The following is a 23,563-nucleotide window of genomic DNA, read 5'->3' on the forward strand; positions in this document are numbered from 1 at the left end:
TCCCCGCCGGTTACTTGCGTAATTTGGCGCGTTTGCTTAAGTGGAACAGTGCGGGATCCTCATCGAGCGTGTCGTAGATCTTGCTCGGCTGCCAGGTGCGCAGGGCGGAGTCGAGGTCGCGCGTGGCCGCGGCGAGGAAGTCGGCGGCCTGCTCAATCACCGGTGGTTCTATGGTGGGGCAGGAGTTAACCTCGTAGACAACGAGACCACCGGTCCGGGTGTTTTCCCCGATGTCGATGCCGCCGATGAGCGTGCCCAGCGCGCGGGACGCCTGCTCCGCTAGCGCGGCAATGTCGGGCGTCAGCGGGCACATCGCGATGCCGCCGCCGGCGCGGACGTTGGTGATCCACCCGCCCTCCGGCGCGTAGCGGTACATGGCGAAGATCGCGCGGTGGTTGATGGTGTTGACCCTGATGTCGCGGCCGGGGTTGTCGATGTAGGGCACGGCGTAGAAGCTGGCGGGGGCGTGAGCATGCTTATCGACGACCTCCCGGGCGTCCGCCGGAGAACTGATAAGCGTCAGCCCCTCGCCGCCGAAGCCGGAGAGGGGTTTCATCACCGCCGCCGCGTCGAGTTCTCTCAACCACGTTTCGAGGATGTCGGCCTCGCGGCCGGTGATAGCCGGGTACCCCGCGATGCCGCGGGCCGCGAGGTGCGCACTGCAGACGTACTTGCTCTGGGCGCGAAACAGGGTCAGTGCATCGTTGATGACGGGGATGCCGGCCGCGGCGAAGGCGTCGAGGTGCGACATGCCGATGGGGAGGAGGTCGTCGAGAACCCAGCCGAGGACCAGGGCGGGGTTGAGCTCGAGTCCCGCGGCGGAGAAGCGGATGGCCGTATCGTCCATCTCAACCGTGAGTTCGTGCGGGTGGATGCGGACAACGGAGATGCCGCGGGCGCGTAGGGCGGGGAAGAGGAGGTCGTGGTCCTCATCGTCGATGTTGTCACCCAGCACCACGATGAGGGGGTGGTGGGGGTTGGGCTGTTCGTCGATCCGGCTCAACATATAAGGAGTCTATAATATATTGACCTCTTTTGTGAGCCCTTAAAAAGCACCAGGGCCGGCGACCCGTGATGGGCGCCGGCCCTGGTGCTTTACGCGGTCTAGGTGCGCGTGAGGTTTAGAACGGGAATCCCGGGATGATGGAGCGCAGGAAGACGAGGATCTGCGGCAGGAAGCCACCGATGGCAGCTGCGATGGCCGCCGCGACACCGGCGAAGACGGTGGCCGCGCCGGCGAGGAAGCCGCCGCCGAAGCTGGAACCCGGGGCCGGTTCAGGGGCCGGTGCATTTGTGGAGTACACGGTCACGGGAACCGCGATGTCGGTGCCAGCGTCGGTGGTGATGCGCAGGGTCTGCTGTCCAACGAGGTCAGCCGGGATATCGAGGGTCACGGTGGCCTTGCCGGCCTCGTTCAAACCAGCCTCGCCGAAGTCGGGGTCGATAGCGACGGTGCGCCGCACGTCGCCAAGCTGGACGGTGACGGTCTCGGCAGTCTCGCCCTGGGTGTAGATCAGCGAGGTCAGCTCGAAGGTGGTCTCCTTGCCAGCGACGAGCGGCTCAGCGTAGCGCAGGCCGATGTCAGCCTGGCCGGTGCGCGGTGCAGGTGCGTCGCCGTCGTTGAGGTAGGCGTCCAGGTACTCCGTGAACGCGGAGATGTCCAAGTAGCCAAGCTGCGCGAGATCCGTGCCGTTGGTCAGGGCGGTGAACCCGTCGCCACCCTCAAGGAGGAACGTCGAACCTGCGACAACGTACTCGGCGTCCGGGTCGATCGGCTCGCCGTCGACGATAACGTTCGTGATGCGCTCGCCGTAGGCGCGGGTGGGGTCGTAGGTGTAGGAGACGTTGTCGGAGACACCGAGCGACAGGCGCGGGCGGGAAGCCTCCGGGTCGGTGTCCTTCCACTGCTGCTCGAGAGCTTCGATGAAGTCGGAGCCCTTGAGGGTGGTGTAGGTGATCTCGTTGCCGAACGGCTGGACGGAGAACGCTTCCGCGAAGGTGACGTCGCCCTCGAGGAGATCCGCGCGCACGCCACCCGCATTCATCACCCCGATGTCTGGGGTGACCTGCGAGTTCTGGGCGACTCCCCACTTGGCCACGTTGGCGAGCAGGTTGTTGAGCTGGGACTCGACACCGCGGTTGGAGCCGCTGTCCGCATCGGCGTTCTTGCCGCGGTAGAGGGTCTCGCCGAGGGTGCCGATGACCTTGGAACCCTCGACCTCTGCCTCGTCGAGCGCCGCGTCGATGACGGTCTGGATCTCAGCGTCGGGGGTGGTGCACGCCATGATCGTTTTAGCGTCCAGCAGTTCCGCCTTCTGGACGGTCAAATCGTCTGTTGCGGAATCGTATGCGAAATCGATGTTGGCGAGACCCTTGGAGTACTCGCCTGCCTGGAAGATGATGGGGAATGTTTCGGTATCTGCCGGCTGGATGAACTCGTGGGTGTGGCCCATGAAGACGGCGTCGACGTTCTCCGACCATGCGTCAGCGGGGATGTTACCTTCGTGGGGCAGGGCGATGACGACGTCAGCCTCGTCGGAGTTGGTCAGCTCATCAGCGAGGGTGTTGATCGACTCAACCGGGTCCTGCCAGGTGATGCCCTCGATGCCGGACGGGGAGACGAGGTCGGGCATGTCGTCGGTCACGGAACCGATGAAGGCGACCTTAACGCCGCCGAGCTCCATAATGCGGTAGTCCTCGATCTCGCCCTCGTTCTTCTCCAAGCCGTCCGCGTTGGCAGCGAGGTAGGTCCAGTCAGCCTCGCGGACGACGCGTTCGGTCAGGTCAGCCTGGCCCTTGTCGAACTCGTGGTTGCCCACGGCCGAGACATCCAGGCCCATCATGTTCATGATCTGAATGGTCGGTGCGTCGTCCAGAATCATGGACGCAAACGGGGAAGCACCGATGAGGTCGCCGCTGGAGGTAAACGCGTGGTTACGCCCCTCCGCAGCCTCGTCAACTGCGCACTTCAGGGCAACGGCACCGGGAATGCCGTCCTTTGCGTCTTGTTTCCAACGACCGTGGAAGTCGGTGATGTTGGAGATAGTGAACTCGCCGTCGGTCTGAGCCGAGGCGAGGGGTAGACCGGAGATCGCGAGCGCGCTGACGGACGCAGCAGCGACGGCCGTGAGCGAAGGGCGGAACCGCATGGGGAATCCTTTCAATAAAGGGCGGGTTGTTGTGCGGTTGTAACAATAAGATTTCGAGGTTGCTAACAGGCGCCTATCAGTTGAACTTCCGGTTAAGCCTGTTGCCGGAGGTGAACAGGTATCTTCGACACCATGACCTACCTGGATTCCGAGTACTTGGCGGGGCAGTCCTCGCTGACTGGACAAGCCCCCGACTTCGATACTGACAACCTCCCCAGCCACCCTTTTGAGCTGTTCGCCCAGTGGTTCGACGCTGCCGTCGCCGCTGGTTGTGAGGACGTCCGGGCAACGACGCTCGCCACGGTGGATGAAAACGGTCTGCCGGATGCTCGAATGATGACCCTGATGGAGCTCACAGACAACGGTTTCTGCTTCGGCACCGGCGCGGCTTCGACGAAGGTCAAGCAACTGCGCGATAGCCCGGTCGCAGCGCTGAACTTCTGGTGGCAGCCGCTGAATCGTGCAGTGCGCGTGCGCGGCACCGCGCGCCTCCAGGATGCTCCGAACGAGCACTTCCATGTGTGGCGGATTGAGCCCATGCGGCTTGAATTTTTCCAGGCTGTGGACGCGCGCAACGCAACACGAGTCGAGTACAACTTCGAGGCGAACGGGTGGGTGGCCACGGTTCTTGACCACTAATGAGCACAAGTCCTAACTAGTGGAACGCGCCTCCCGGACGCTGGGATATTGTGTATGCGTCCCAGTACTTACGGAGGTTCACTTGACTACTCACCCACCGTCCGCCCCGCAGGAAGTCAGCCGGGCAGACCGATCGGCCGCGATCGCCGTCACCGCTTTCCCCGCGTTCATCCTCGCGGGCGCGGCGTTGGCGTTCTTCGTTCCCGAGCCCTTCGCTCCGCTCAGGTCCTATATCACCTACTTCCTCATGATCATCATGTTCGGAATGGGGCTGACCCTGACTATCCCGGACTTCAAGACGGTGGCGAAACGGCCGATCCCGGTGGTGATCGGCGTCGTCGCGCAGTTTGTCATCATGCCGCTCGGGGCGGTTGCGGTGGCGAAGCTGCTGAACCTAGATTCCGCGATCGCCGTGGGTCTGTTGATGCTCGGTTCGGTTCCCGGCGGCACCGCCTCCAACGTCATCGCCTACCTGGCCAAGGGCGACGTTGCCCTCTCGGTGGCGATGACAAGTGTGTCCACACTCGTCGCACCCATCATGACCCCGATCATCATGCTGCTCCTTGCCGGGGAGAATGTCGACGTCAACGCTCGGGGAATGGCGTGGACCCTGGCCCAGACGGTCCTGCTTCCGGTGCTGGGCGGCCTGGTCCTGCGGTACTTGCTCGATGCGTGGATGGAAAAGATCGCCCCGGTTCTGCCGTGGATCTCCATCATCGGTATCGGCGGCGTGGTTTTCCCGACGGTCGCGGCCAACCGCAGCGCGTTGCTCTCGGTCGGCTTGATCGTGTTCGTCGCCGTCATCCTGCACAACGTGCTGGGCTTCCTGCTGGGCTATTTCTCCGCGCGCTTCACGGGCCTGCCGGAGAGTTACCGACGCACAGTCGCCATCGAGGTAGGCACCCAGTCCGCGGGTCTCGCCTCCGGCATGGCGGGGAAGTTCTTCACCCCGGAAGCCGCGCTGCCGGGCGCAGTTGCGGCCGTGATGCACAACATCAACGGCGCGATCTACGCGTCGATTGTGCGCAGGTTCCCTACGGAGCGTGACGCGGGCGTCGATAAGCGAGAAGCTGTTACCGCGACTGCTCGGTGATCTCCGGCTGCTCGAGGAGTGAATCCTCGAGCACCTGCTCCGGTACCACCGCTGCCGGCTGTTCCTCGACGCTGAGCACCTCCGTCGTCTCCACCGCCGGCTGGTTGATGCCGAAGAAGGTATCGAGGCCCTTGACGTTGAACTGCGTGGAGTTGTAGCGGCTGTTGTTGTAGGTGTTCCACTGGGAGATGACGAGGTCCATGTTCGCCAGCGTGGAGCCGGGAACGATGTATGCGCCGTAGGGCTGGGAGAAGTTGAGCGGCGTCTGCTCCTCCTGCCAGCGGCCGTTTCTTGCGATTACGGCAATGGGCACGGCGCTCCAATCCTGGGCGAGGGTGTCGGAGATGCGGACCTCGATCTGCAACGTCTCCTCGTTGAACATAGCCAGGACCCAGTGGCCCTCGATGAAACGCAGGTTCATCTCACCGGCCTGGACGTTGTCCTTCAGAATCGGCGTGCCGGAGCTCGACCACACACCCGTCGACGGGTTGTAGAGTTCCCACTTCGAGCGGTTTCCAATGTCCTCGAGCTGGAAGCGCGACAGGTAGACCGGATGGTCGCGCTTAAATGACGACGACACCACGTAGATGTAGCCGTCCTGTCCGCGCTCCCACGAAATGAGGTCTCCCATCCCGCCCATGTACGAGGTGGAGGTTTTTCCTACGCTTGTCCAGTTGCGTCCGTAATCTGTGGACTTCCAAATCTCTGTGCGCTGGACGTTGCCGATGCCCTTGTTCCACATGCCCTGCATGTACAGTGTGCCGTCGATGTTGATGATGTCGGAGGGGATCAGCGTCAGATTGTCGACGTGCTCGTAGTCGAGCAGTTGCTCGACGCGGTCGCCCGCATTGAGAGGGCGGATGATCTCGATAATGCCGTTGACGAGCTCGGCAACGACACCGACCGGGCTCATCCACTCGCCGCGCAGGCCGGTCTCGCGGAAGGAGTCGCCGAAGATGAGCGCGAAGGTGCCGTCGTCAAGCGGGGCCATCACGCCGAGATCTCCCGAGCGGAACCCGACCAGGTCCGAGATGCCGGGGCCGAGGATGTCGCCCATGATCTGCACGATGTACTCGCCGGGCATGACCACCGGCGCACCGGGCCCCTTCTGCGTGGGGTCCGGCAGCTTCGGGCGCGGATTGCTCGAACCCCTGGAGCTCATGGAGCTCAAGGAGCTCTGTGCGGCGGCCGTCGGTGCAGTCATGAGGCCGGCGGCCAGGGCACCGGCGGTCAAGAGGGCAAGTGTGCGGGAGGGCAGGCGCATCGTCGAACTCGCTTAGAAAGAGGGGCCAGAAAAACACTTCGACACTAGCAAACACTTAAGGATGTCGCCGACGATGACGGCCGCCGCGTGAGCGTCCCTGATGTTCGCGGCGTAGGCGAAGCTTTTCCATCTCGGTGAGGTAAGTTGCCGACGAGGCGCGGAAGCTGGTGGTCGGGGTGAAGTCGACGGAGGGCGCGGGTGCTGTGGTGGCACCGTCGGCGGTAGGGCTGGAGACTGGGCGGGAGTGGGCCGTCGGCGTGGAGATGTCGTCTGCGTCGACGGCGGCGTTACGCTCGACCGTGATAGACCACGTGCCGTCGGGGAATGTCGTCACCGTCCACGCCCGCTTCGGCTCGTCAGCAGGAATCGTTAAAGGTGGGACGACATCCGGGTCGGGGGAGGGTTCCGATACGTCGAGTCCGACCATGCCGTCGACGATGTGGGCTCGGGCGAAAACCGTTTCTTCGCCGACGAAAGCCGATAGAACGGTATTGTCTTGGTCGCTGAAGGTGCCCAGCACGCGGCCGTCGAGCGTGGCCACGACAGCGTCGCCGAGTACGGTCAGTCCGACGAGCCACTGCCCTGGTGAACGCATGTCGAGTTCGCCGCCCGTGAACTCGCCCGCGGAGGTGTCCACGACAAACATGTCCCCCGGCGGCAGCACCACGGCCCCGGTGGGCGCATTGTTGCGCGGCACCGACACGAGCGCCGGAGGGAGAAAGACGTCCACCGCGAAGCGGCCTAGTGCTGGGTCTAGGCGTACGCCGGCGAGCGTGGCGGGCACGAGACCGGAGCCGTGGACCCGCTCAAGGGGAGTGAAGCGGCTGCGGTGGGACGCCGCGATGCCACCGATCACGGAGTCGCCGCTGCGCACGCGCCAGCCACCCGTCAACGGGTCCGGCTCCAAGTGGACGTTGATGTACGAGGTTCCGTACACGCTGGGAGTGTCGGAGACAACGAACGCTTGGACTACGTTGTCGACCGGGATTTCTTCCGCAGCCCCCCACGCCGACGGCGCGAGGGGGTAGACAGTCGAACCATTCACGCTCTAGTGCTCGTCGGCGTCAGCGTCCGCCTTGGTGGCGTGGAAGGTACCGGGCTTGTGCTCCGGTGGTGCGTAGATGGAGTAGAGTTTCGCCGGTTCATCTCCCTCGTTAACGAAGTTGTGCCACTTGCCCGCGGGGACGAAAATGGCGTCGTCGCCGTGGACTGTCTCGTCGAGCTCCAACTCCGACTCACTGGTTCCGATCATGGCGCGCAGCGATCCCGACTCGAGGCGGAGGAATTGATCGTGGCCGTCGTGGATTTCCGCTCCAATCTCGCCTCCCGGCGGGATGGACATAACGGTCAGCTGCAGATTCTTGCCCGTCCACAGCGTGTCGCGGAAGGCCTCGTTGTCCACCGTGGCCTTTTCGATGTTGACCGCGTACGGGTTCGGACCCTTGTCGCTCTTGCTTTGGGACATGAAGTTTCTCCTTACGTAACCGGGGAGGTGTGCCATCTAGGGTACGCGGATATCTACGCGGTGAACCGTTTCACGTGCTTTCCGGTCACCGAATGTGGGTGGCCCGCAATGGCGGATGGCGTGCCCTGCGCGACAACGCGTCCGCCTGCAGATCCCGCGCCGGGGCCGAGGTCGATGATGTGGTCGGCCCGGGTGATCACTGCGGGGTTGTGCTCGATGACGATGACCGTCGCCCCCTTGTCCACGAGGCGGTCGAAAAGGCCGACCAGCGTGGCGGAGTCCGCGACGTGGAGGCCGGTAGTTGGTTCGTCGAGCACGAACATCGTGGCCTTGTCGGTGAGGTGGCTCGCGAGCTTGAGTCGCTGGCGCTCGCCACCGGAAAGCGTGGTCAGGGGCTGGCCGAGCGTGATGTAGCCCAGCCCCACGTCGACAAGGTGCCCGGCGATGCGCGCGGCGGCGGCGACCTTGTGCTCTGCGTCCGCGAAGAACTCGGCGGCCTGGGAGGCGGGCATGTCCAGCACCTCGGCGATGTTTAGGCCCCCGAAGGTGTGCACGAGCACGGCGTCGTCGAAACGCTTGCCCTCGCATACCTCGCAGGGCACGTCGACGCCCTGCATGATGCCCAGATCGACGTAGACCACGCCCGCGCCCTTGCAGTTGGCGCACGCGCCCTCGGAGTTGGGGGAGAACAGCGCGGGTTTGACGCCGTTTGCTTTAGCAAAAGCCTTGCGGATCGGGTCGAGCGCTCCCGTGTAGGTGGCGGGGTTGGAGCGGCGCGACCCGGAAATGGGGGACTGGTCGACCCACACGGTATTCTCGTCCAGCGGGATCGTCAGGGCGAGCGAGGACTTGCCCGAGCCCGCCACACCCGTGATCACCGTGAGCGTGCCGCGGGGGATGTCCACGTCGACGCCGCCGAGGTTGTTGGCGTCGGCGCCCCGGACCTCGATCACGCCGTCGCCGCCGCGGCACTCGGCATCAGGCTTGAGCGCGTAGCTCTCGCTCAGGTGGCGCGCTGTCACGGTGTCGGCGCTCCGCAGCTGCTCCACGGTGCCCTCGAACACGACGTTGCCCCCGGCACTACCCGCGCCCGGGCCCATCTCCACGACGTGGTCGGCGATCTCGATGGTCTGCGGCTTGTGCTCCACGACGAGCACGGTGTTGCCCTTATCCCGCAACTGCAGCAGCAGCGTATTCATCCGCTCGATATTGTTCGGGTGGAGCCCGGCGGTGGGCTCGTCAAAAACGTAGGTGACATCGGTCAACGCGGAGCCTAAGTGGCGGATCATCTTGATGCGCTGCGCCTCGCCCCCGGAAAGCGTCGAGCTGGGCCTGTCGAGCGTGATGTAGCCCAGGCCGATGGTGACGAAGTGCCCCAGCGTTTCCCGGATCGCGCCGACGAGCGGCGCCACGGCCGGAGTGTCGACACCCTCGATCCATTCGGCGAGGTCGGCGACCTCCATGGCGCACAGTTGCGCAATGTTCGCCCCGTTGATGCGGGACTCCAGCGCGTGCGGGGCCAGGCGCGTGCCCCCGCAGGCGGGGCAGGGCCCGGAGGTGACGGCGCGCTCGACGAACTCGCGCATCGCCTTTTGCAGGCCCTCTTTCTCCTTGCTCAGCAGCGACTTGGTCAGTTTCGGGATCAAGCCCTCGTAGGTGGTGTTGAAGCCCAGGTAGTCCACCTTCTGCGGCTGCGCGTAGAGCAGCATGTGCAGCTGCTCGTCCGTGAAGTCGGCGACGGGGGTGTCAGCCGGGAAGAAACCGGACTCCGCGTAGTGGCGCAGCTGCCAGGAGCCGGGCTTGTAACCGGGGACGGTAATCGCGCCGTCGTCGAGCGATTTTTGCTTGTCGACGACTTCGTCAACGTCGAAGGTGGAAGCCCGGCCCGTCCCCTCGCAGGCGGGGCACATGCCGCCGGTGCGTTTGTAGTCTCTGAGGATCTTCTTGGTACCCCTGGCGTCGGTAAGCACGCCGCCGCCGCTGACGGAGGGCACATTGAAGGAGTAGGCGCCGGGGCCGCCCGCGTTGGGCTCGGCGATACGGGAGAACAGGACCCGCAGCATGGCCGTAGCGTCGGTGGCGGTGCCCACGGTGGAGCGGGCGTTGGCGCCGAGCTGGTCCTGGTCGACCGTGATCGCGGTGGTCAGGCCCTCGAGGCGGTCGACGTCGGGACGCGCCATCGACGGCATGAACCCCTGCACGAAGGTGGAGTAGGTCTCGTTGATCAGGCGGCGCGACTCGGCCGCGATGGTATCGAACACGAGAGAGGATTTCCCCGAGCCCGACAGCCCGGCGACAACGGTCAGGCGGCGCTTGGGGATGGTCAGCGAAACGTTGTTGAGGTTGTTCTCGTTGGCCCCGACCACGACGATCGCGTCGTGCGCGTCGGCGTTCATCGCGCTGCAGCCTTCCGCGCACGGGTGACAAGGTTGAGGAGGGCGACGACCAGCATGCCTGTGATCAAGCCGACGACGAGCGAGGTGCCCGTATCGACGAGCCAGGCGGCGAGGCCGGCCCCGCCGACCGCCTCCTGCCCGGCCACGATGAGCTCGTGGAGGAAGTGGACGCCGAAGACCTCGTCCAGACCGCGGATGATCAGGTGGCCGCCGACCCACAGCATGGCGACGGTGCCGATGATCCCGATCGCGTTGAGCACGTACGGCATCGCCTTGACCAGCGCGCGCCCCAGGCGCGGCGTGCGGTCGCGGCGGATCATGCCGAGGCCGATGTCGTCGACCTTGACCAGCAGCGCGACCGCCCCGTAGACGGCGAGGGTGATGAAGATGCCCACCGCGGCGAGGACGGCCGCCTCCATCCAGATGGGCTCGTCCTTGACCTCGTCGAGGGAGATGATCATGATCTCGGCGGAGAGGATGAGGTCCGTGCGGATCGCGCTGTTGACCAGGCTGTCCTCGTCCTTCGGGTCCTTGTCCGCTGCTTTGTCCTCCGCCTCGTGCCCGCGCGGGGAGAGCTTGTGCAGGATCTTCTCCGCGCCCTCGAAGCACAAGTAGGCGCCGCCCACCATGAGGATGGGCACCAGCGCCCACGGCGCGACGGCGTTGAGCAGGAGTGCCGCCGGGAGGATGAACAAGAGCTTGTTGCGGAAGGAGCCCTTCGCGATGCGCCAGATCATCGGGAGCTCGCGGGCCGGGGTGACGTCCTGGACGTACTGCGGGGTCACGGCCGCGTCGTCGATGACCACCCCGGCCGCCTTCGCCGAGGTCTTGGCCGTCATGGCTGCGACGTCGTCGACGGACGCGGCGGCTGTGCGCGCGATCAGGGCGACGTCGTCAAGCAGGGCGAGAAGGCCACCTGCCATGGTGGGCCCCCTTTCTCGTGGAGGTGATCTGTGCGGGACACAGAAAGCCTAGTGCACCTGATGGGCTTCGGTAGGGTGTGATCATGCCTGAACTCGTCACCTCCACGGCACGGGTCGCCACCGAGCGCCCCGCGCGCTACGCCAAGCAACTGGCCAGCCACCTCGGACGAAAGATTGACACGAACTTCGACGCGGAGACCGGGCGGGGACAGCTGGTCTTTCCCAAGGACGACAACGGGGTGCCCTTGGGCACGTGCGACATGCTCTGCGGCGACGAGGTCCTCGTCCTGGCGATGGAGGCGCCGGCGGAGCACATCGACCGGGCGGAGGAGATCGTCGGTTCGCACCTGCTGCGGTTCGGCCAGGGCGATGGGCTCGAGGTGGGATGGGTCCGCGCCGCGACATAGGGGAGCAGTAGAGGGGCTATGCAGCGGAACCGGGGGTAAACGGGGGGTTAATAACACTTGCCGAAAACGGGCACGAAGTAGCGGAAACGTGGGGGACTCCCAGGAAATCCCCACATATTTTCCTGAAGACTCCCTTCGTGTGATGAAATAAGCGTAATTCGCTGCGGTGTGATTGGTCGCACTCGTTCAGGCGAATCTACATAGACACGGACAAGAAGGAGATTCGCTTTGCGCTTCGGAAAAGTAGCGGCGGTGGCCACTGCCAGCGCCCTGACACTGAGCCTGGCGGCCTGCGGCGGCTCGGACTCCGGTTCGAGCTCGAACGACGCCGGCGGCAAGGGCTCGACCGGCGGGGACGACTACGTCCTCGCCTACGGGGTCGAGCCGCAGAACCCGCTGGTTCCCGGCAACACCAACGAAAACGGTGGCGGCCGCCTCGTCGACAACATCTACTCGGGCCTCGTCTACTACGACGGGGAGGGCAAGGCGCACAACGAGCTCGCCGAGTCCATCCAACTCGAAGGGGACAAGACCTACCGCGTCACCCTGAAGGACGCGAAGTGGTCCGACGGTTCCCAGGTCACCGCAGAAGACTTCGTCAAGGCGTGGAACTACACCGTGGAGAACGCGCTGCTGGGCGCCAACTTCTTCGAGTCGATCCTCGGGTACGAGGAAGGCAAGGCCGAGATGGAAGGCCTGAAGGTCGTCGACGAGAAAACCTTCACCATCGAGCTCGACCAGCCGGAAGCCGACTTCCCCTCCCGCCTCGGCTACTCCGCCTACTTCCCGATGCACCCGAGCGCGTACGACGACATCGACGCCTACGGCGAAAACCCGATCTCCAACGGCCCGTACAAGCTCGAGGAGTGGAACCACAACCAAGACGCCATCATCGTGCCCAACGAGGAGTACGCGGGCGAGCGCAAGCCCCAGAACGACGGTGTGAACTTCGTGTTCTACGCCCAGCAGGACGCGGCCTACGCGGACCTTCTCGCCGGCAACCTCGACGTGCTCGACGAGATCCCCGATTCCGCCTTCGCCACCTTCGAAGACGAGCTCGGGGAGCGCGCCGTGAACCAGCCGTCCGCGGTCTTCCAGTCGTTCACCATCCCCGAGCGGCTCGAGCACTTCTCGGGCAAGGAAGGCGAGCTGCGCCGCGCCGCGATCTCGCGCGCCATCGACCGCGAGCAGATCACCGACACCATCTTCGAGGGCACCCGCACCCCGGCAACCGACTTCACTTCGCCGGTGATCCCGGGCCACTCGGACAGCCTTACGGGCGCCGAGGTTCTCTCCTACGACCCGGAAGAGGCCAAGCGCCTCTGGGCCGAGGCGGACGCGATCTCCCCGTTCACCGGCCAGTTCTCCATCTCCTACAACGCCGACGGCGGCCACCAGGCGTGGGTCGATGCGGTGGCGAACTCCATCCGCAACACCCTCGGCATCGACGCGGTCGGCAACGCGTACCCGGACTTCAAGTCGCTGCGCGACGAGATCACCAACCGCACCATCAACGGCGCGTTCCGCACCGGCTGGCAGGCGGACTATCCGTCGCTGGGTAACTTCCTCGACCCGCTGTACGGCACAGGTGCCGGCTCCAACGACGGCGATTACTCCAACAAGGAGCTGGACCAGCTGCTCGACGACGCCGCTGGCGCCGACGACCTCGAGGCGGCGACCCCGATCTACAACCAGGCCCAGGAGATCCTGCTGACCGAGCTGCCCGCGATCCCGCTGTGGTACGCCAACGTCACCGGCGGGTACTCCGAGAACGTCGACAACGTCACGTTCTCCTGGAAGTCGCAGCCGGTCTACTACAACGTCACCAAGAAGTAGCTCGCCACGCACTCCCGTGATTGCCTCGCACCCCGCACGCTTCGCGCTGGCGGGGTGCTAGGCTATCCGCGGCAAATAGTATTCACCCAACTGCAAATATAAATTTTAAGAATAGGAGAGCCCGCGACCATGCTGCGTTATATCGGGCGACGCCTCCTCCAGATGATCCCGGTGTTTTTCGGCGCGACGCTGCTGCTGTACGCGCTGGTATTCCTCATGCCGGGCGACCCCGTGGCGGCCCTCGGCGGCGACCGGGGGCTCACAGAGGCGGCGCGTGCGCGCATCGAGGCCGAGTACAACCTCGACAAGCCCTTCATCGTCCAGTACCTGCTCTACCTCAAGGGCATTTTCACTGGTGACTTCGGCACAACGTTTTCCGGCCAGCCCGTGTCCTCGGTGATGGCCAACGCTTTCCCCGTCACCATCAAGCTCGCGCTCATGGCGCTGGTCTTCGAGGCCGTCTTCGGCATCATCTTCGGCGTGATCGCGGGCGTGCGACGCGGCGGGATCTTCGATTCGACCATCCTTCTCGTCTCCCTGTTCGTCATCGCGGTCCCGTCGTTCGTCATCGGCTTCGTCCTGCAGTACCTTGTGGGCGTGAAGTGGGGCCTGCTGCCGGTGACGGTGGGGCGCAACGAATCCTTTACCGCCCTGCTCATGCCGGCGGTGGTGCTCGGTGCGCTCTCGTTTGCCTACGTCATCCGGCTCACCCGGCAGTCGGTCAGCGAGAACCTGCGCGCCGACTACGTCCGCACCGCCCGCGCCAAGGGGCTGGGCGAGACCCAGGTAATGACGCGCCACGTGCTGCGCAACTCCCTGATCCCGGTGGTCACCTTCCTCGGCGCCGACCTCGGCGCGCTCATGGGCGGCGCGATCGTCACCGAGGGCATCTTCGGCATCAACGGCGTGGGTGGCACGATCTACCAGGCCATCATCAAGGGCGAGCCCGCGACGGTCGTGTCGTTCACCACCGTGCTGGTCATCGTCTACATCGTGGCCAACCTCATCGTCGACCTCCTCTACGCCGTTCTCGACCCAAGGATTCGTTATGCATAAGCCGAAGCTTGTCGACGCCCGCCTGCGCCGCGGGCAGGAATACTTCATTGCCGACACCGACGAGACCGGCCTCGGCGCCGTCGACGCGGTGCCGGACGATTCCGCCCCGTCGAGCCAATGGGGCGAGGCGTGGCGCTACCTGCGCACCCGCCCGCTATTCTGGGTTTCCTCCGTTCTCATCCTCCTGGCGCTGGCGATGGCGATCTTCCCGGGCCTGTTCACCAGCGTCGACCCTCGGGAATGCATGCTATCGCGCTCGCTCGCCGGGCCCGAGTCCGGCCACCCCTTCGGCTTCGACCGCCAGGGGTGCGACATTTACTCGCGCACCATTTACGGCGCCCGGGCGTCGGTCACCGTGGGCGTTCTTACCACGCTGCTGGTCACCCTCCTCGGCGCGTTCGTCGGCGCCATCGCCGGCTTCTACGGCGGGATCTGGGACACGATCCTGTCGCGCTTGACCGACATCTTCTTCGCCGTGCCGCTCGTGCTCGCCGCGATCGTAGTGATGTCCGTGTTCAAGAACCACCGCTCCATCTGGATGGTCGTCCTCGCCCTGGCCATGTTCGGCTGGACCCAGATCGCCCGCATCACCCGCGGCGCGGTGATGGGCGTGAAGAACGACGAGTTCGTCACCGCGGCCCGCGCGCTCGGCGCCTCGGACGCGCGGATCATCACCTCCCATATCATGCCCAACGCCGCCGCGCCGATCATCGTCTACGCCACGGTGGCGCTGGGCACCTTCATCGTCGCGGAGGCGACGCTGTCCTTCCTCGGCATCGGGCTGCCGTCCACGGTGGTGTCGTGGGGCGGTGACATCTCGGCGGCGCAGGCGTCGCTACGCACCCAGCCGATGGTGCTGTTCTACCCGGCGATCGCGCTCGGGCTGACCGTGCTGAGCTTTATCATGATGGGCGACGCCGTGCGCGACGCCCTCGACCCGAAGGCGAGGACCCGATGACCGCACCCGCAGAACAACCCCTGCTGGAGATCTCCGACCTGAAGATCACGTTCGAGTCCACGACGGGAACCGTCGAGGCCGTGCGCGACTTCGACCTGACCATCTACCCGGGCCAAACCGTGGCCATCGTGGGAGAGTCCGGGTCCGGCAAATCCACCGCCGCCATGAGCGTGCTGGGGCTGTTGCCCGGCACCGGCAAAGTCACCGGCGGCTCCATCGTCCTCGAAGGCGAGGAACTGACAGGGCTGGACGAGAAGGGCTGGCAGAAGATCCGCGGCAGCCGCATCGGGCTGGTCCCGCAGGACCCGATGAGCAACCTCAACCCGGTGTGGCGCATCGGCACCCAGGTGGAGGAGTCCCTGCGCGCCAACAACGTCGTGGAGGGCTCGCAGCGCCACCAGCGCGTCGTCGAGCTGCTTGAAGAGGCCGGGTTGCCGGACGCGGAGCGCCGCGCCAAGCAGTACCCGCACGAGTTCTCGGGCGGCATGCGCCAGCGCGCGCTCATCGCCATCGGCCTGGCCGCGCGCCCGAAGCTGCTGATTGCGGACGAGCCGACTTCCGCACTCGACGTCACCGTGCAGAAGAAGATCCTGGACCACCTGGACACCCTGACCGACGAGCTCGGCACAGCGCTGCTGTTTATCACCCACGACCTGGGGCTGGCGGCTGAGCGCGCCGACTACCTCGTGGTCATGCACCGCGGGCGCATCGTGGAGAAGGGCCCGAGCCTGGCCATACTGCGCAACCCGCGCCACCCCTACACAAAGCGGCTGGTTACGGCGGCGCCGTCTCTGGCGTCGGCACGCATCCAGTCCGCGAAGGCGCAGGGCCTGGAATCCTCCGAGGAGCTCAACACCGGGCGGGGCTCGAGCGAGGTCGTCGTCAGCGTGAAAAACCTGGTCAAGGAGTTCGACGTGCGGGGTCAGCGCGGCGACAAGAAGGTGTTGCGCGCCGTCGACGACGTCTCCTTCGACCTGCGCCGCGGCACCACCCTGGCGCTGGTGGGCGAGTCCGGGTCGGGCAAGTCGACCGTGGCCAACATGGTGCTGTCGCTGCTGGAGCCCACGAGCGGATCGGTGACATTCGAGGGCCGCGACGTTTCCGCGCTGAAGGGCAAAGAGCTGTTCGACATGCGCCGCAAGATGCAGGTGGTGTTCCAAAACCCGTACGGCTCGCTGGACCCGATGTACTCCATCTACCGCTGCATCGAGGAGCCGCTGACGCTGCACAAGGTGGGAGGACGCAAGGAGCGCGAGGCGCGCGTCGCGGAGCTGCTGGACATGGTGCAGATGCCGCGTTCGGCGATGCGGCGCTACCCGAACGAGCTCTCCGGCGGCCAGCGCCAGCGCATCGCGATCGCTCGCGCCATGGCGCTCAAACCGGACGTGATCGTGCTGGATGAGGCCGTCTCCGCGCTCGACGTGCTCGTGCAGAACCAGATCCTCACGCTGCTAACCGGGCTCCAGGAAGAGCTGGGCCTGTCGTACCTGTTCATCACCCACGACCTCGCCGTGGTGCGCCAAACCGCCGACGACATCGTGGTCATGCGCCAGGGCAAGGCCGTGGAGCAGGGCGCGGCCGACGCCATCTTCAACGACCCGCAGACCGAGTACACCCGGAATCTGATCAACTCCGTGCCCGGGCTCAACATCGAGCTGGGCACGGGGGAGGATCTGGGGATCGATGTGAGGTAGGCAGGCCGGTGCCTGTACCCTAGCTGTGGCGCGTGTAAAATCTGCGCCACAGCGAGACACAATTGCATACGCACATACGCATATACGGCACGGGTGCTCCCCATGAGGCGGGGGGCTGAGATGCGGACGGAGCTGACACCGCCGCGAACCGTTGAACCTGATCCGGGTAATACCGGCGGAAGGAAGGACTGATTTTCATGGAACAATCGCGTGCGCGCTGGCGGGTCGTCGACATTGTCACGGCCGCCGTGCTGGGTGTGGCCTGCGGGCTGATCTTCTGGGTGTGGAACACCATCGGCTACGCCGGGTTCACCGCCATGGACGCGCTGACACCGGGACTGGGCGGCCTGTTCAGCGGCGTCTGGTTCATCGGGGGAGTCATCGGCGGGCTGGTCATCCGCAAGCCCGGCGCTGCCATCTTCGTGGAGGTGCTCGCCGCGAGCGTGTCCGCCGCTCTCGGCAGCCAGTGGGGCATCGAGACCCTCTACTCCGGCCTCGCCCAGGGGCTGGGCGCGGAGCTGGTCTTCGCCGCCTTCGCGTATCGACGTTTCAGCGCCGACGTCGCCGTGCTCTCCGGCATGGGCGCCGGCCTCGGAGCGTTCATCCTCGAACTGTTCACCTCGGCGAACCTGGCCATGAGCCTCGCCTTCAACGTGATCTACCTCGTGTGCACCGTGATTTCCGGCGCGGTGCTCGCGGGCGTGCTCGGGTGGATTCTCGTGCGGGCGCTCGCGCAGACGGGGGCCCTGGACCGCTTCGGCCCCGGCCGCGAGCGATTCACCCAGCCAGCCGAATAGACCGGGTCGGGGATGGAGGTTCTTTCCGCCCGCGGGCTGGGTTACAGGCACGCCACCCGCGCGACTGCCGCGTTCTCCGGAGTCGATCTGGCAGTCCGCCGCGGCGAGCGGGTCATGATCACGGGGGATTCGGGGTCGGGGAAATCCACCCTGCTCGCGGTCATCGCTGGGCTAGCCGGTGACGACGAGGACGGGCACCGCACCGGCATCGTTGAGGTGTCGGGCGTGGTGGGCATGGTCATGCAGGACCCGGAATCGCAGACCATCCTGTCGCGGGTGGGCGACGACGTCGCCTTCGGCGCGGAAAACCTCGGGGTGCCCGCCGAGGACATCTGGCCGCGGGTGCGGTGGGCGCTGGACGCAGTCGGCCTCGACGTGGAACCAGACCGCAGCACCGCTCACCTGTCCGGCGGGCAGAAGCAGCGCCTCGCGCTCGCCGGGGTGCTCGCGATGGGCGCGGACATCATCGTGCTGGACGAGCCGACGGCGAACCTGGACCCAGGCGGGCGCCGCGACGTGATCGAGGCCGTCGACACGGTGTGCGCCCGGACGGGGGCCACGCTCATCGTGGTGGAGCACCGCCCCGCGGACTGGGCGGGGGTTATTGAGACCTACTACCGGCTCGACGCGGCGGGGCTGCACCGGATCGGCGTGGGCGACCTGCCGGGCGCGCCCGTGCTCCCCGCCGCACACCCCGTGCCCGCGGGCACCCCCCAGGCTGTCACCGCCGAGGCCCTGCGCACCCGGTTCGGTCCGCCGCGCACACTGGCGATCCCGCAGGGCCACTCCACGGTGATCACCGGGGTCAACGGCTCGGGCAAGACGACGCTCGCTCTAGCCCTCGCGGGTCTCACCGCGCCCGTGGAAGGTCGGCTGACCTATAGCGAGGACATCGCCCGCGGCTTGACCACCCCGCCGCACACGTGGTCCTCCACCCACTTGGCCCAGCGCATCGGCTACGTGTTTCAAGAGCCCGAGCACCAGTTTGTCACCCCCACCGTCCGCGCCGAGATGGAGGTGGCCGGGGCGCCGCCGCAGCGGGTCGCCGCGCTGTTGGAGCGTCTGCGGCTCGACCACCTGGCGGCCGCGAACCCGTTTACCCTTTCGGGCGGGGAGAAGCGCCGCCTCTCGGTTGCCACGGCGCTGGTCAACGCCCCGCGGCTGGTGTTTTTGGACGAGCCGACCTTTGGGCAGGACGACACCACCTTCACCGAGCTGGTGCACCTGATCCGCGAGCTCACCGACTCTGGCGTGACCGTCGCCTCCATCACCCACGACGAGGCGTTCATCGGCGCGCTCGGCGACCACGTGCTGCGCATCGGCGGGGAGGCGGCGTGAACCTTCTCGCAGGTGTCAATCCCGTCACCCGCATCCTCGGGCTCGCGCTGGTGACAACCCCGCTGCTGCTGACCTTGGATGTCGTCTCCGCCGCGTCCGTGGTCGCGCTGACGGTGGCGGCCGCCCCGCTGTGCGGGGTGCCGTGGCGGAGGCTGTTGCACCGGGGTTGGCCGCTACTCATCCTCGCCCCTATCGCGGGCATCCCCATGGCGCTCTACGGGCGCAGCGGGGGAGAGGTTTACTTCAGCTGGGGGCTCATCAACGTCACCGAGCTGTCGGTCAGTCTGGCGGTCGCCGCGGCGGTGCGCGTGCTGGCCGTGGCGCTGCCCGTGGTCGTGTTGTCCGCCGACGTGGATCCAACGGATCTCGGCGACGGCCTGTCCCAGGTGCTCAAACTCCCGGAGCGCTTCGTCATCGGGGCGGTGGCCGGGCTGCGCCTGGTCACCCTGCTGCGCGAGGATTTGGAGGCCATGCGGATGTCGCGGCGGGCCCGGGGCGTGGCCGACACTCGCCGGGTGCGCTACTGGTTCTCCCTGGCCTTCGGCGTGCTGGTCATGTCCCTGCGCCGCGCCGGCACGCTCGCCACCGCGATGGAGGCCCGCGGTTTCGGGACGGGCCCGCGCACCCACGCCCGCACCTCCACTCTGGGTACGCGCGACTGGGTGGTGATGGCCGCGTGCCTCGCAGCGGCCCTCGCCAGCCTCGCGCTCGCGCACTACACCGGCTACCTCCGGCCCGTCTGGGCGGTGTCGCGCTAATGTCCCGCTACACGCTGCTAATCGACGGCCCCTCCGGCGCCGGGAAAACCACCCTGGCGAACCTGATGGGCGAGGTCATGGGCCTCAAGGTGGTGCACTTGGATGACTTCTACCCCGGGTGGTTGGGGCTGGCGGAGGGGGCGCGGATGGTCGCGAACGACGTGCTCGATCCACAGCGCCCCGGCTTTTGGCGATGGGACTGGGAGCGCGGACGCCGCGCGGAATGGGTTGCTCTCGACCCGGGGGAGGACCTCATCGTGGAGGGGGTCGGGGCGGTGACGGGGGCGTCGATACGCGCTGCGAAAAGGCTGGGGGACGCAGACACCCTGCGGGTGGTCGCGGACGCAGAGCTGCGCAAGGCGCGCGCGCTGGCGCGGGACCCGGGTTTTTGCGAGTACTGGGACATGTGGGCGGCCCAGGAGCGCGTCCTGGAAAGCGTGCCCGCAGACGTCACCGTCCGGGTGGTTTAGGTTTACCTCAAGACAATGGGGCGAGCTCGACCGTCTCCGCCCAGGTCAGCTCGATGCCGAGGGTACGCAGCCAGCGCATCGCGTCGTCCCCGTGACGCGTGATGCCCTCGACGGCGTTGAGGGTGACGTCGATCGCCTTCTCGGCCTCCTCGGCGGTGATCAGTCCCGCGGAGGTGGCGGCGGCGAGCTCGTCGATGTCGAGGACATCGATCGGGTTGCCGGTGAGTGAGACGAGGTCGACGTAGAGGTCGCGGGTGCGCCACACGCTGCCCTCGACGTCGATGTTGGCCACGTCGAAGTAGAAGTCCTGCCGGCGCTCGGCGCCCTCGCGGAAGTGGAAGATGTTCGCCCGCAGCCCGAGGCTCGGCAGCAGCCAGCTCTCGAGGTAGCCGAAATCGGGGTGGTTCGCGCCGCGCGCCATGTAGAGGCCGAAGTCCGTGACCCTGAACGTGTCGACCTCGCGCAGGAACCCCTTCGGGTCGGTGTTCGTGTTCGACGCGGTGTCGAACGTCTCCTGCTTCACGGGATGAAGGTCGGCGCTCATGATTACCTCACGTGGAAACTAGTGGCGGTCGGGGCGAAAGAACAGACGTTCTCGGTGGTGCGGACCTGGCCGTCGACGACGGCCAGGATGCGTCCCGAGCCCGTGTCCGCGGTGGCGGACAGGGTGGCCGGTCCTGCCGGGTTTATCTGATTGTTACCTAACGGTGTTACACCGGTGCGGAAAGTGTTCAGGTTGACCCAGTACACGTTCATTAATCCCTGCTCGTCGGCGGCCGGCGGAGTGCCGAGCGCGGTGAACACGAACACCGTCTGGCCGGCGCCGGCGCCGGGGGCCGGGATTGCGGCGGGCCCGTCGACCGCGATGACCGAGGCCGTGGAGTGCAGGCCCGGCCCGATGCAGTGGGAGGACACCGTGGGCCAGAGGAACTGGGTGAAGCTCGGGGCGGGGTCGGGCAGCGGGGGCCCGCCGATCTCCCCGGTGCCCGCGAAGAACCCGACCGCGGTGCGCAATGCGTCGGCCACGCGCGGGGGGACGAACGGCTGGTCGGCGAACTCGTTGACCTTGGACACCGTCAGCGGGGTGGGCCGGCCGAGGCTGTCGATGTACTGCGAGGATGTCTCTGCGGCGCGGGCGGGAGCCGCGGTGCACGACAGGGCGAGCAGCGCGGCGGCCGCGAGCGCGAGCGGGCGCAGGTGTGCGGAAGCGTGGTCGGGCACGGCAGTATTCCTTTTGGATGGAAAATTATTAACAGAGTCGATCTTTTTTAACGATAGTCACAATAGTCACATCCCGCGCGCAGTCAAGCGCTCCGCCGTCGCCGAAAGTGCACCCGCCGGGCAATGAGAGTAGGGTTTAGACGTTATTTCCCCTACCCCTTCAAAGGAGCACCGGCTCAGTGTCGCATCCTGAATTCCGTAACGTCGCCATCGTCGCGCACGTTGACCACGGCAAGACCACACTCGTCAACGGCATGCTGGAGCAGTCCGGCGTTTTCAGCGACCACGGCGAACACGGGGACCGCGTCATGGACTCCGGGGAGCTCGAATCCGAGCGCGGCATCACCATCCTGGCCAAGAACACCGCCATCCGCCGCGCGGGCGCCGGCAAGGACGGCCGTGACCTGGTCATCAACGTCATCGACACCCCCGGCCACGCCGACTTCGGCGGCGAGGTCGAGCGCGGCCTGTCCATGGTGGACGGCGTCGTGCTGCTCATCGACGCCTCCGAGGGCCCGCTGCCCCAGACTCGCTTCGTGCTGGGCAAGGCGCTCGAGGCGAAAAAGCCCGTGATCATCTGCGTGAACAAGACCGACCGACCCGACGCCCGTATTGACGAGGTCGTCGAAGAAGCCCAGGACCTCCTCCTTGAGCTCGGCGCCGGCCTGGAGGACCCGGAGGCCGCCGAGGCCGCCGAAAACCTCCTCGAGCTGCCCGTCCTCTACGCCTCCGGCCGCGCGGGCCGCGCCTCGCTGAACAACCCCGGCAACGGCCAGCTGCCGGACAACGAGGACCTGCAACCGCTGTTCGACGTCATCTACGACACGCTCCCGGAGCCCTCCGCTGACATCGATGCCCCGTTCCAGGCGCAGGTGACCAACCTCGACTCCTCCTCCTTCCTCGGCCGCATCGCGCTGATCCGCGTCTACCGCGGCTCCGTGAAGAAGGGCCAGACTGTGGCTTGGATCCACTACGACGAGGAGGGAAACCAGCAGGTCAAGAACGTCAAGATCGCCGAGCTGCTGGTCACCCAGGGCCTCGACCGCGTGCCCGCCACCGGCGACGTCGTCGCGGGCGACATCGCGGCCGTCTCCGGCATCGAGAACATCATGATCGGCGACACGCTCGCCGACCCGGAGCACGCCGACGCGCTGCCGCGCATCAAGGTCGACGACCCGGCGATCTCCATGACCATCGGCGTGAACACCTCGCCGATGGCGGGCCGCAACGGCGGCGACAAGCTCACCGCGCGCGTGGTCAAGGCCCGCCTGGACCAGGAGCTCATCGGCAACGTGTCCATCCGCGTCCTGCCGACCGAGCGCCCCGACGCCTGGGAGGTCCAGGGCCGCGGCGAGATGGCGCTGACCGTGCTCATCGAGCAGATGCGCCGTGAGGGCTTCGAGCTCACCGTGGGCAAGCCGCGCGTGGTGACCAAGGAGATCGACGGCAAGGTCCACGAGCCCTTCGACCACCTCATTGTGGACACGCCGAGTGAGTACCAGGGCGCCGTGACCCAGCTTCTGGCCAACCGCAAGGGCCAGATGACCGGCATGTCCAACACCGGTTCCGGCGACTGGGTGCGCATGGAGTTCGACGTGCCCTCCCGCGGCCTCATCGGCTTCCGCACCACCTTCCTCACCGAGACCCGCGGCGCGGGCATCGCCAACTCCTACTCCATCGGGCACCGCCCGTGGGCTGGCGAGATCAAGGGCCGCCCCACCGGGTCGCTCGTCGCCGACCGTTCCGGCCAGGTCACCGCCTACGCCCTGATGCAGCTCGCGGACCGCGGGGACTTCTTCGTCGAGCCGGGCGCGGACGCTTACGAGGGCATGGTCGTCGGCGCGAACTCGCGTGATGAGGACATGGATGTCAACATCACCAAGGAAAAGAAGCTGACCAACATGCGCTCCGCCACGGCCGACGCCACGGTCACCCTGGCCAAGGCGCGCACCCTCTCGCTGGACGAGGCCATCGAGTTCTGCGACGAGGACGAGTGTGTCGAGGTGGCGCCGGAGGCGATGCGCGTGCGCAAGATCATCCTCAACGCCACCGAGCGCGGCCGCGCCCGCTCCCGCGCGAAGCAGCTGAACAAGTAAGCC

At 66.3% G+C, this 23,563-nt stretch carries 21 protein-coding genes; 12 read left to right on the top strand and 9 right to left on the bottom strand.

Features of this window, described 5'->3' with window-relative positions; translation table 11 throughout:
• Positions 1 to 10 precede the first annotated feature (10 nt).
• Both BLS40_RS01265 and BLS40_RS01270 read right to left on the bottom strand, forming a co-directional pair.
• The gene (locus BLS40_RS01265; RefSeq protein WP_092147714.1) at positions 11 to 1,006 is read right to left on the bottom strand and encodes an ATP-grasp domain-containing protein; all 996 of its coding nucleotides are present in this window, start codon (positions 1,004 to 1,006) and stop codon (positions 11 to 13) included.
• Between the two features lie 115 nt (positions 1,007 to 1,121).
• Complete coding sequence (locus BLS40_RS01270) at positions 1,122 to 3,149, bottom strand: bifunctional metallophosphatase/5'-nucleotidase (protein WP_092147717.1); 2,028 nt, start codon at positions 3,147 to 3,149, stop codon at positions 1,122 to 1,124.
• A gap of 132 nt (positions 3,150 to 3,281) precedes the next feature.
• On the opposite strand from BLS40_RS01270, the gene BLS40_RS01275 reads away from it, so the two are divergent.
• Positions 3,282 to 3,788: a pyridoxamine 5'-phosphate oxidase family protein gene (locus tag BLS40_RS01275; protein WP_092147720.1), complete on the top strand. Its 507-nt coding sequence runs from the start codon at positions 3,282 to 3,284 to the stop codon at positions 3,786 to 3,788.
• An 82-nt stretch (positions 3,789 to 3,870) separates the two neighbouring features.
• Complete coding sequence (locus BLS40_RS01280) at positions 3,871 to 4,881, top strand: bile acid:sodium symporter family protein (protein WP_092147723.1); 1,011 nt, start codon at positions 3,871 to 3,873, stop codon at positions 4,879 to 4,881.
• Here BLS40_RS01280 and BLS40_RS01285 read toward each other — a convergent pair.
• The 5 genes from BLS40_RS01285 to BLS40_RS01310 are packed head-to-tail and all read right to left on the bottom strand — an operon-like array spanning position 4,862 to position 10,929.
• On the bottom strand, positions 4,862 to 6,145 hold the full coding sequence (locus tag BLS40_RS01285) for a DUF4185 domain-containing protein (RefSeq protein ID WP_231908478.1): 1,284 nt from the start codon (positions 6,143 to 6,145) through the stop codon (positions 4,862 to 4,864). The two genes, BLS40_RS01280 and BLS40_RS01285, sit on opposite strands and share 20 nt — an antisense overlap.
• A 55-nt stretch (positions 6,146 to 6,200) precedes the next feature.
• Positions 6,201 to 7,190 (bottom strand): hypothetical protein, encoded by a 990-nt coding sequence (locus BLS40_RS01295; protein WP_092147729.1) that lies wholly within the window; start codon positions 7,188 to 7,190, stop codon positions 6,201 to 6,203.
• A 3-nt stretch (positions 7,191 to 7,193) separates the two neighbouring features.
• On the bottom strand, positions 7,194 to 7,610 hold the full coding sequence (locus tag BLS40_RS01300; RefSeq protein ID WP_092147732.1) for a cupin domain-containing protein: 417 nt from the start codon (positions 7,608 to 7,610) through the stop codon (positions 7,194 to 7,196).
• Positions 7,611 to 7,663: 53 nt separating this feature from the next.
• Complete coding sequence (locus BLS40_RS01305; protein WP_092147735.1) at positions 7,664 to 10,006, bottom strand: ATP-binding cassette domain-containing protein; 2,343 nt, start codon at positions 10,004 to 10,006, stop codon at positions 7,664 to 7,666.
• Positions 10,003 to 10,929, bottom strand: coding sequence for a DUF808 domain-containing protein (locus BLS40_RS01310; protein ID WP_092147738.1), 927 nt, complete (start codon positions 10,927 to 10,929; stop codon positions 10,003 to 10,005). The genes BLS40_RS01305 and BLS40_RS01310 overlap by 4 nt, the downstream gene beginning before the upstream one ends.
• Before the next feature lie 83 nt (positions 10,930 to 11,012).
• Between BLS40_RS01310 and BLS40_RS01315 the strand changes: the two genes are divergently transcribed.
• From BLS40_RS01315 to BLS40_RS01355, 9 genes are all read left to right on the top strand, one after another.
• The gene (locus tag BLS40_RS01315) at positions 11,013 to 11,336 is read left to right on the top strand and encodes a DUF2218 domain-containing protein (protein ID WP_092152013.1); all 324 of its coding nucleotides are present in this window, start codon (positions 11,013 to 11,015) and stop codon (positions 11,334 to 11,336) included.
• 252 nt (positions 11,337 to 11,588) lie between these two features.
• Positions 11,589 to 13,172, top strand: a complete 1,584-nt coding sequence (locus BLS40_RS01320) for a peptide ABC transporter substrate-binding protein (RefSeq protein WP_231908479.1) — start codon at positions 11,589 to 11,591, stop codon at positions 13,170 to 13,172.
• 129 nt (positions 13,173 to 13,301) lie between these two features.
• Positions 13,302 to 14,228: an ABC transporter permease gene (locus BLS40_RS01325; RefSeq protein WP_092147743.1), complete on the top strand. Its 927-nt coding sequence runs from the start codon at positions 13,302 to 13,304 to the stop codon at positions 14,226 to 14,228.
• Positions 14,221 to 15,186, top strand: coding sequence for an ABC transporter permease (locus BLS40_RS01330; RefSeq protein WP_092147746.1), 966 nt, complete (start codon positions 14,221 to 14,223; stop codon positions 15,184 to 15,186). The genes BLS40_RS01325 and BLS40_RS01330 overlap by 8 nt, the downstream gene beginning before the upstream one ends.
• Positions 15,183 to 16,880 (top strand): ABC transporter ATP-binding protein, encoded by a 1,698-nt coding sequence (locus tag BLS40_RS01335; protein WP_092147748.1) that lies wholly within the window; start codon positions 15,183 to 15,185, stop codon positions 16,878 to 16,880. Before BLS40_RS01330 ends, BLS40_RS01335 begins: the two co-directional genes overlap by 4 nt.
• A gap of 197 nt (positions 16,881 to 17,077) precedes the next feature.
• Positions 17,078 to 17,677, top strand: a complete 600-nt coding sequence (locus BLS40_RS01340; RefSeq protein ID WP_092147751.1) for an ECF transporter S component — start codon at positions 17,078 to 17,080, stop codon at positions 17,675 to 17,677.
• Between the two features lie 12 nt (positions 17,678 to 17,689).
• Complete coding sequence (locus BLS40_RS01345; RefSeq protein WP_092147754.1) at positions 17,690 to 19,015, top strand: ABC transporter ATP-binding protein; 1,326 nt, start codon at positions 17,690 to 17,692, stop codon at positions 19,013 to 19,015.
• Positions 19,012 to 19,773 carry an energy-coupling factor transporter transmembrane component T family protein gene (locus tag BLS40_RS01350; protein WP_092147757.1) on the top strand — a complete coding sequence of 254 codons (762 nt, stop codon included), beginning with the start codon at positions 19,012 to 19,014 and terminating at the stop codon, positions 19,771 to 19,773. The genes BLS40_RS01345 and BLS40_RS01350 overlap by 4 nt, the downstream gene beginning before the upstream one ends.
• Entirely contained in the window at positions 19,773 to 20,243 is a 471-nt protein-coding gene (locus BLS40_RS01355; RefSeq protein WP_092147760.1) for a nucleoside/nucleotide kinase family protein, read from the top strand. Before BLS40_RS01350 ends, BLS40_RS01355 begins: the two co-directional genes overlap by 1 nt.
• A 7-nt stretch (positions 20,244 to 20,250) precedes the next feature.
• On the opposite strand, the gene BLS40_RS01360 is transcribed toward BLS40_RS01355, so the two are convergent.
• Entirely contained in the window at positions 20,251 to 20,787 is a 537-nt protein-coding gene (locus BLS40_RS01360; protein ID WP_092147763.1) for a DUF402 domain-containing protein, read from the bottom strand.
• Positions 20,788 to 20,789: 2 nt separating this feature from the next.
• Complete coding sequence (locus BLS40_RS01365) at positions 20,790 to 21,464, bottom strand: Rv1157c family protein (protein WP_092147766.1); 675 nt, start codon at positions 21,462 to 21,464, stop codon at positions 20,790 to 20,792.
• Between the two features lie 179 nt (positions 21,465 to 21,643).
• Between BLS40_RS01365 and typA the strand changes: the two genes are divergently transcribed.
• Entirely contained in the window at positions 21,644 to 23,560 is a 1,917-nt protein-coding gene (gene typA, locus BLS40_RS01370; protein WP_092147769.1) for a translational GTPase TypA, read from the top strand.
• The last annotated feature ends 3 nt before the right edge of the window (positions 23,561 to 23,563 follow it).

Origin of the sequence: Corynebacterium mycetoides, assembly GCF_900103625.1 — a bacterium.
Lineage (GTDB): Bacteria > Actinomycetota > Actinomycetes > Mycobacteriales > Mycobacteriaceae > Corynebacterium > Corynebacterium mycetoides.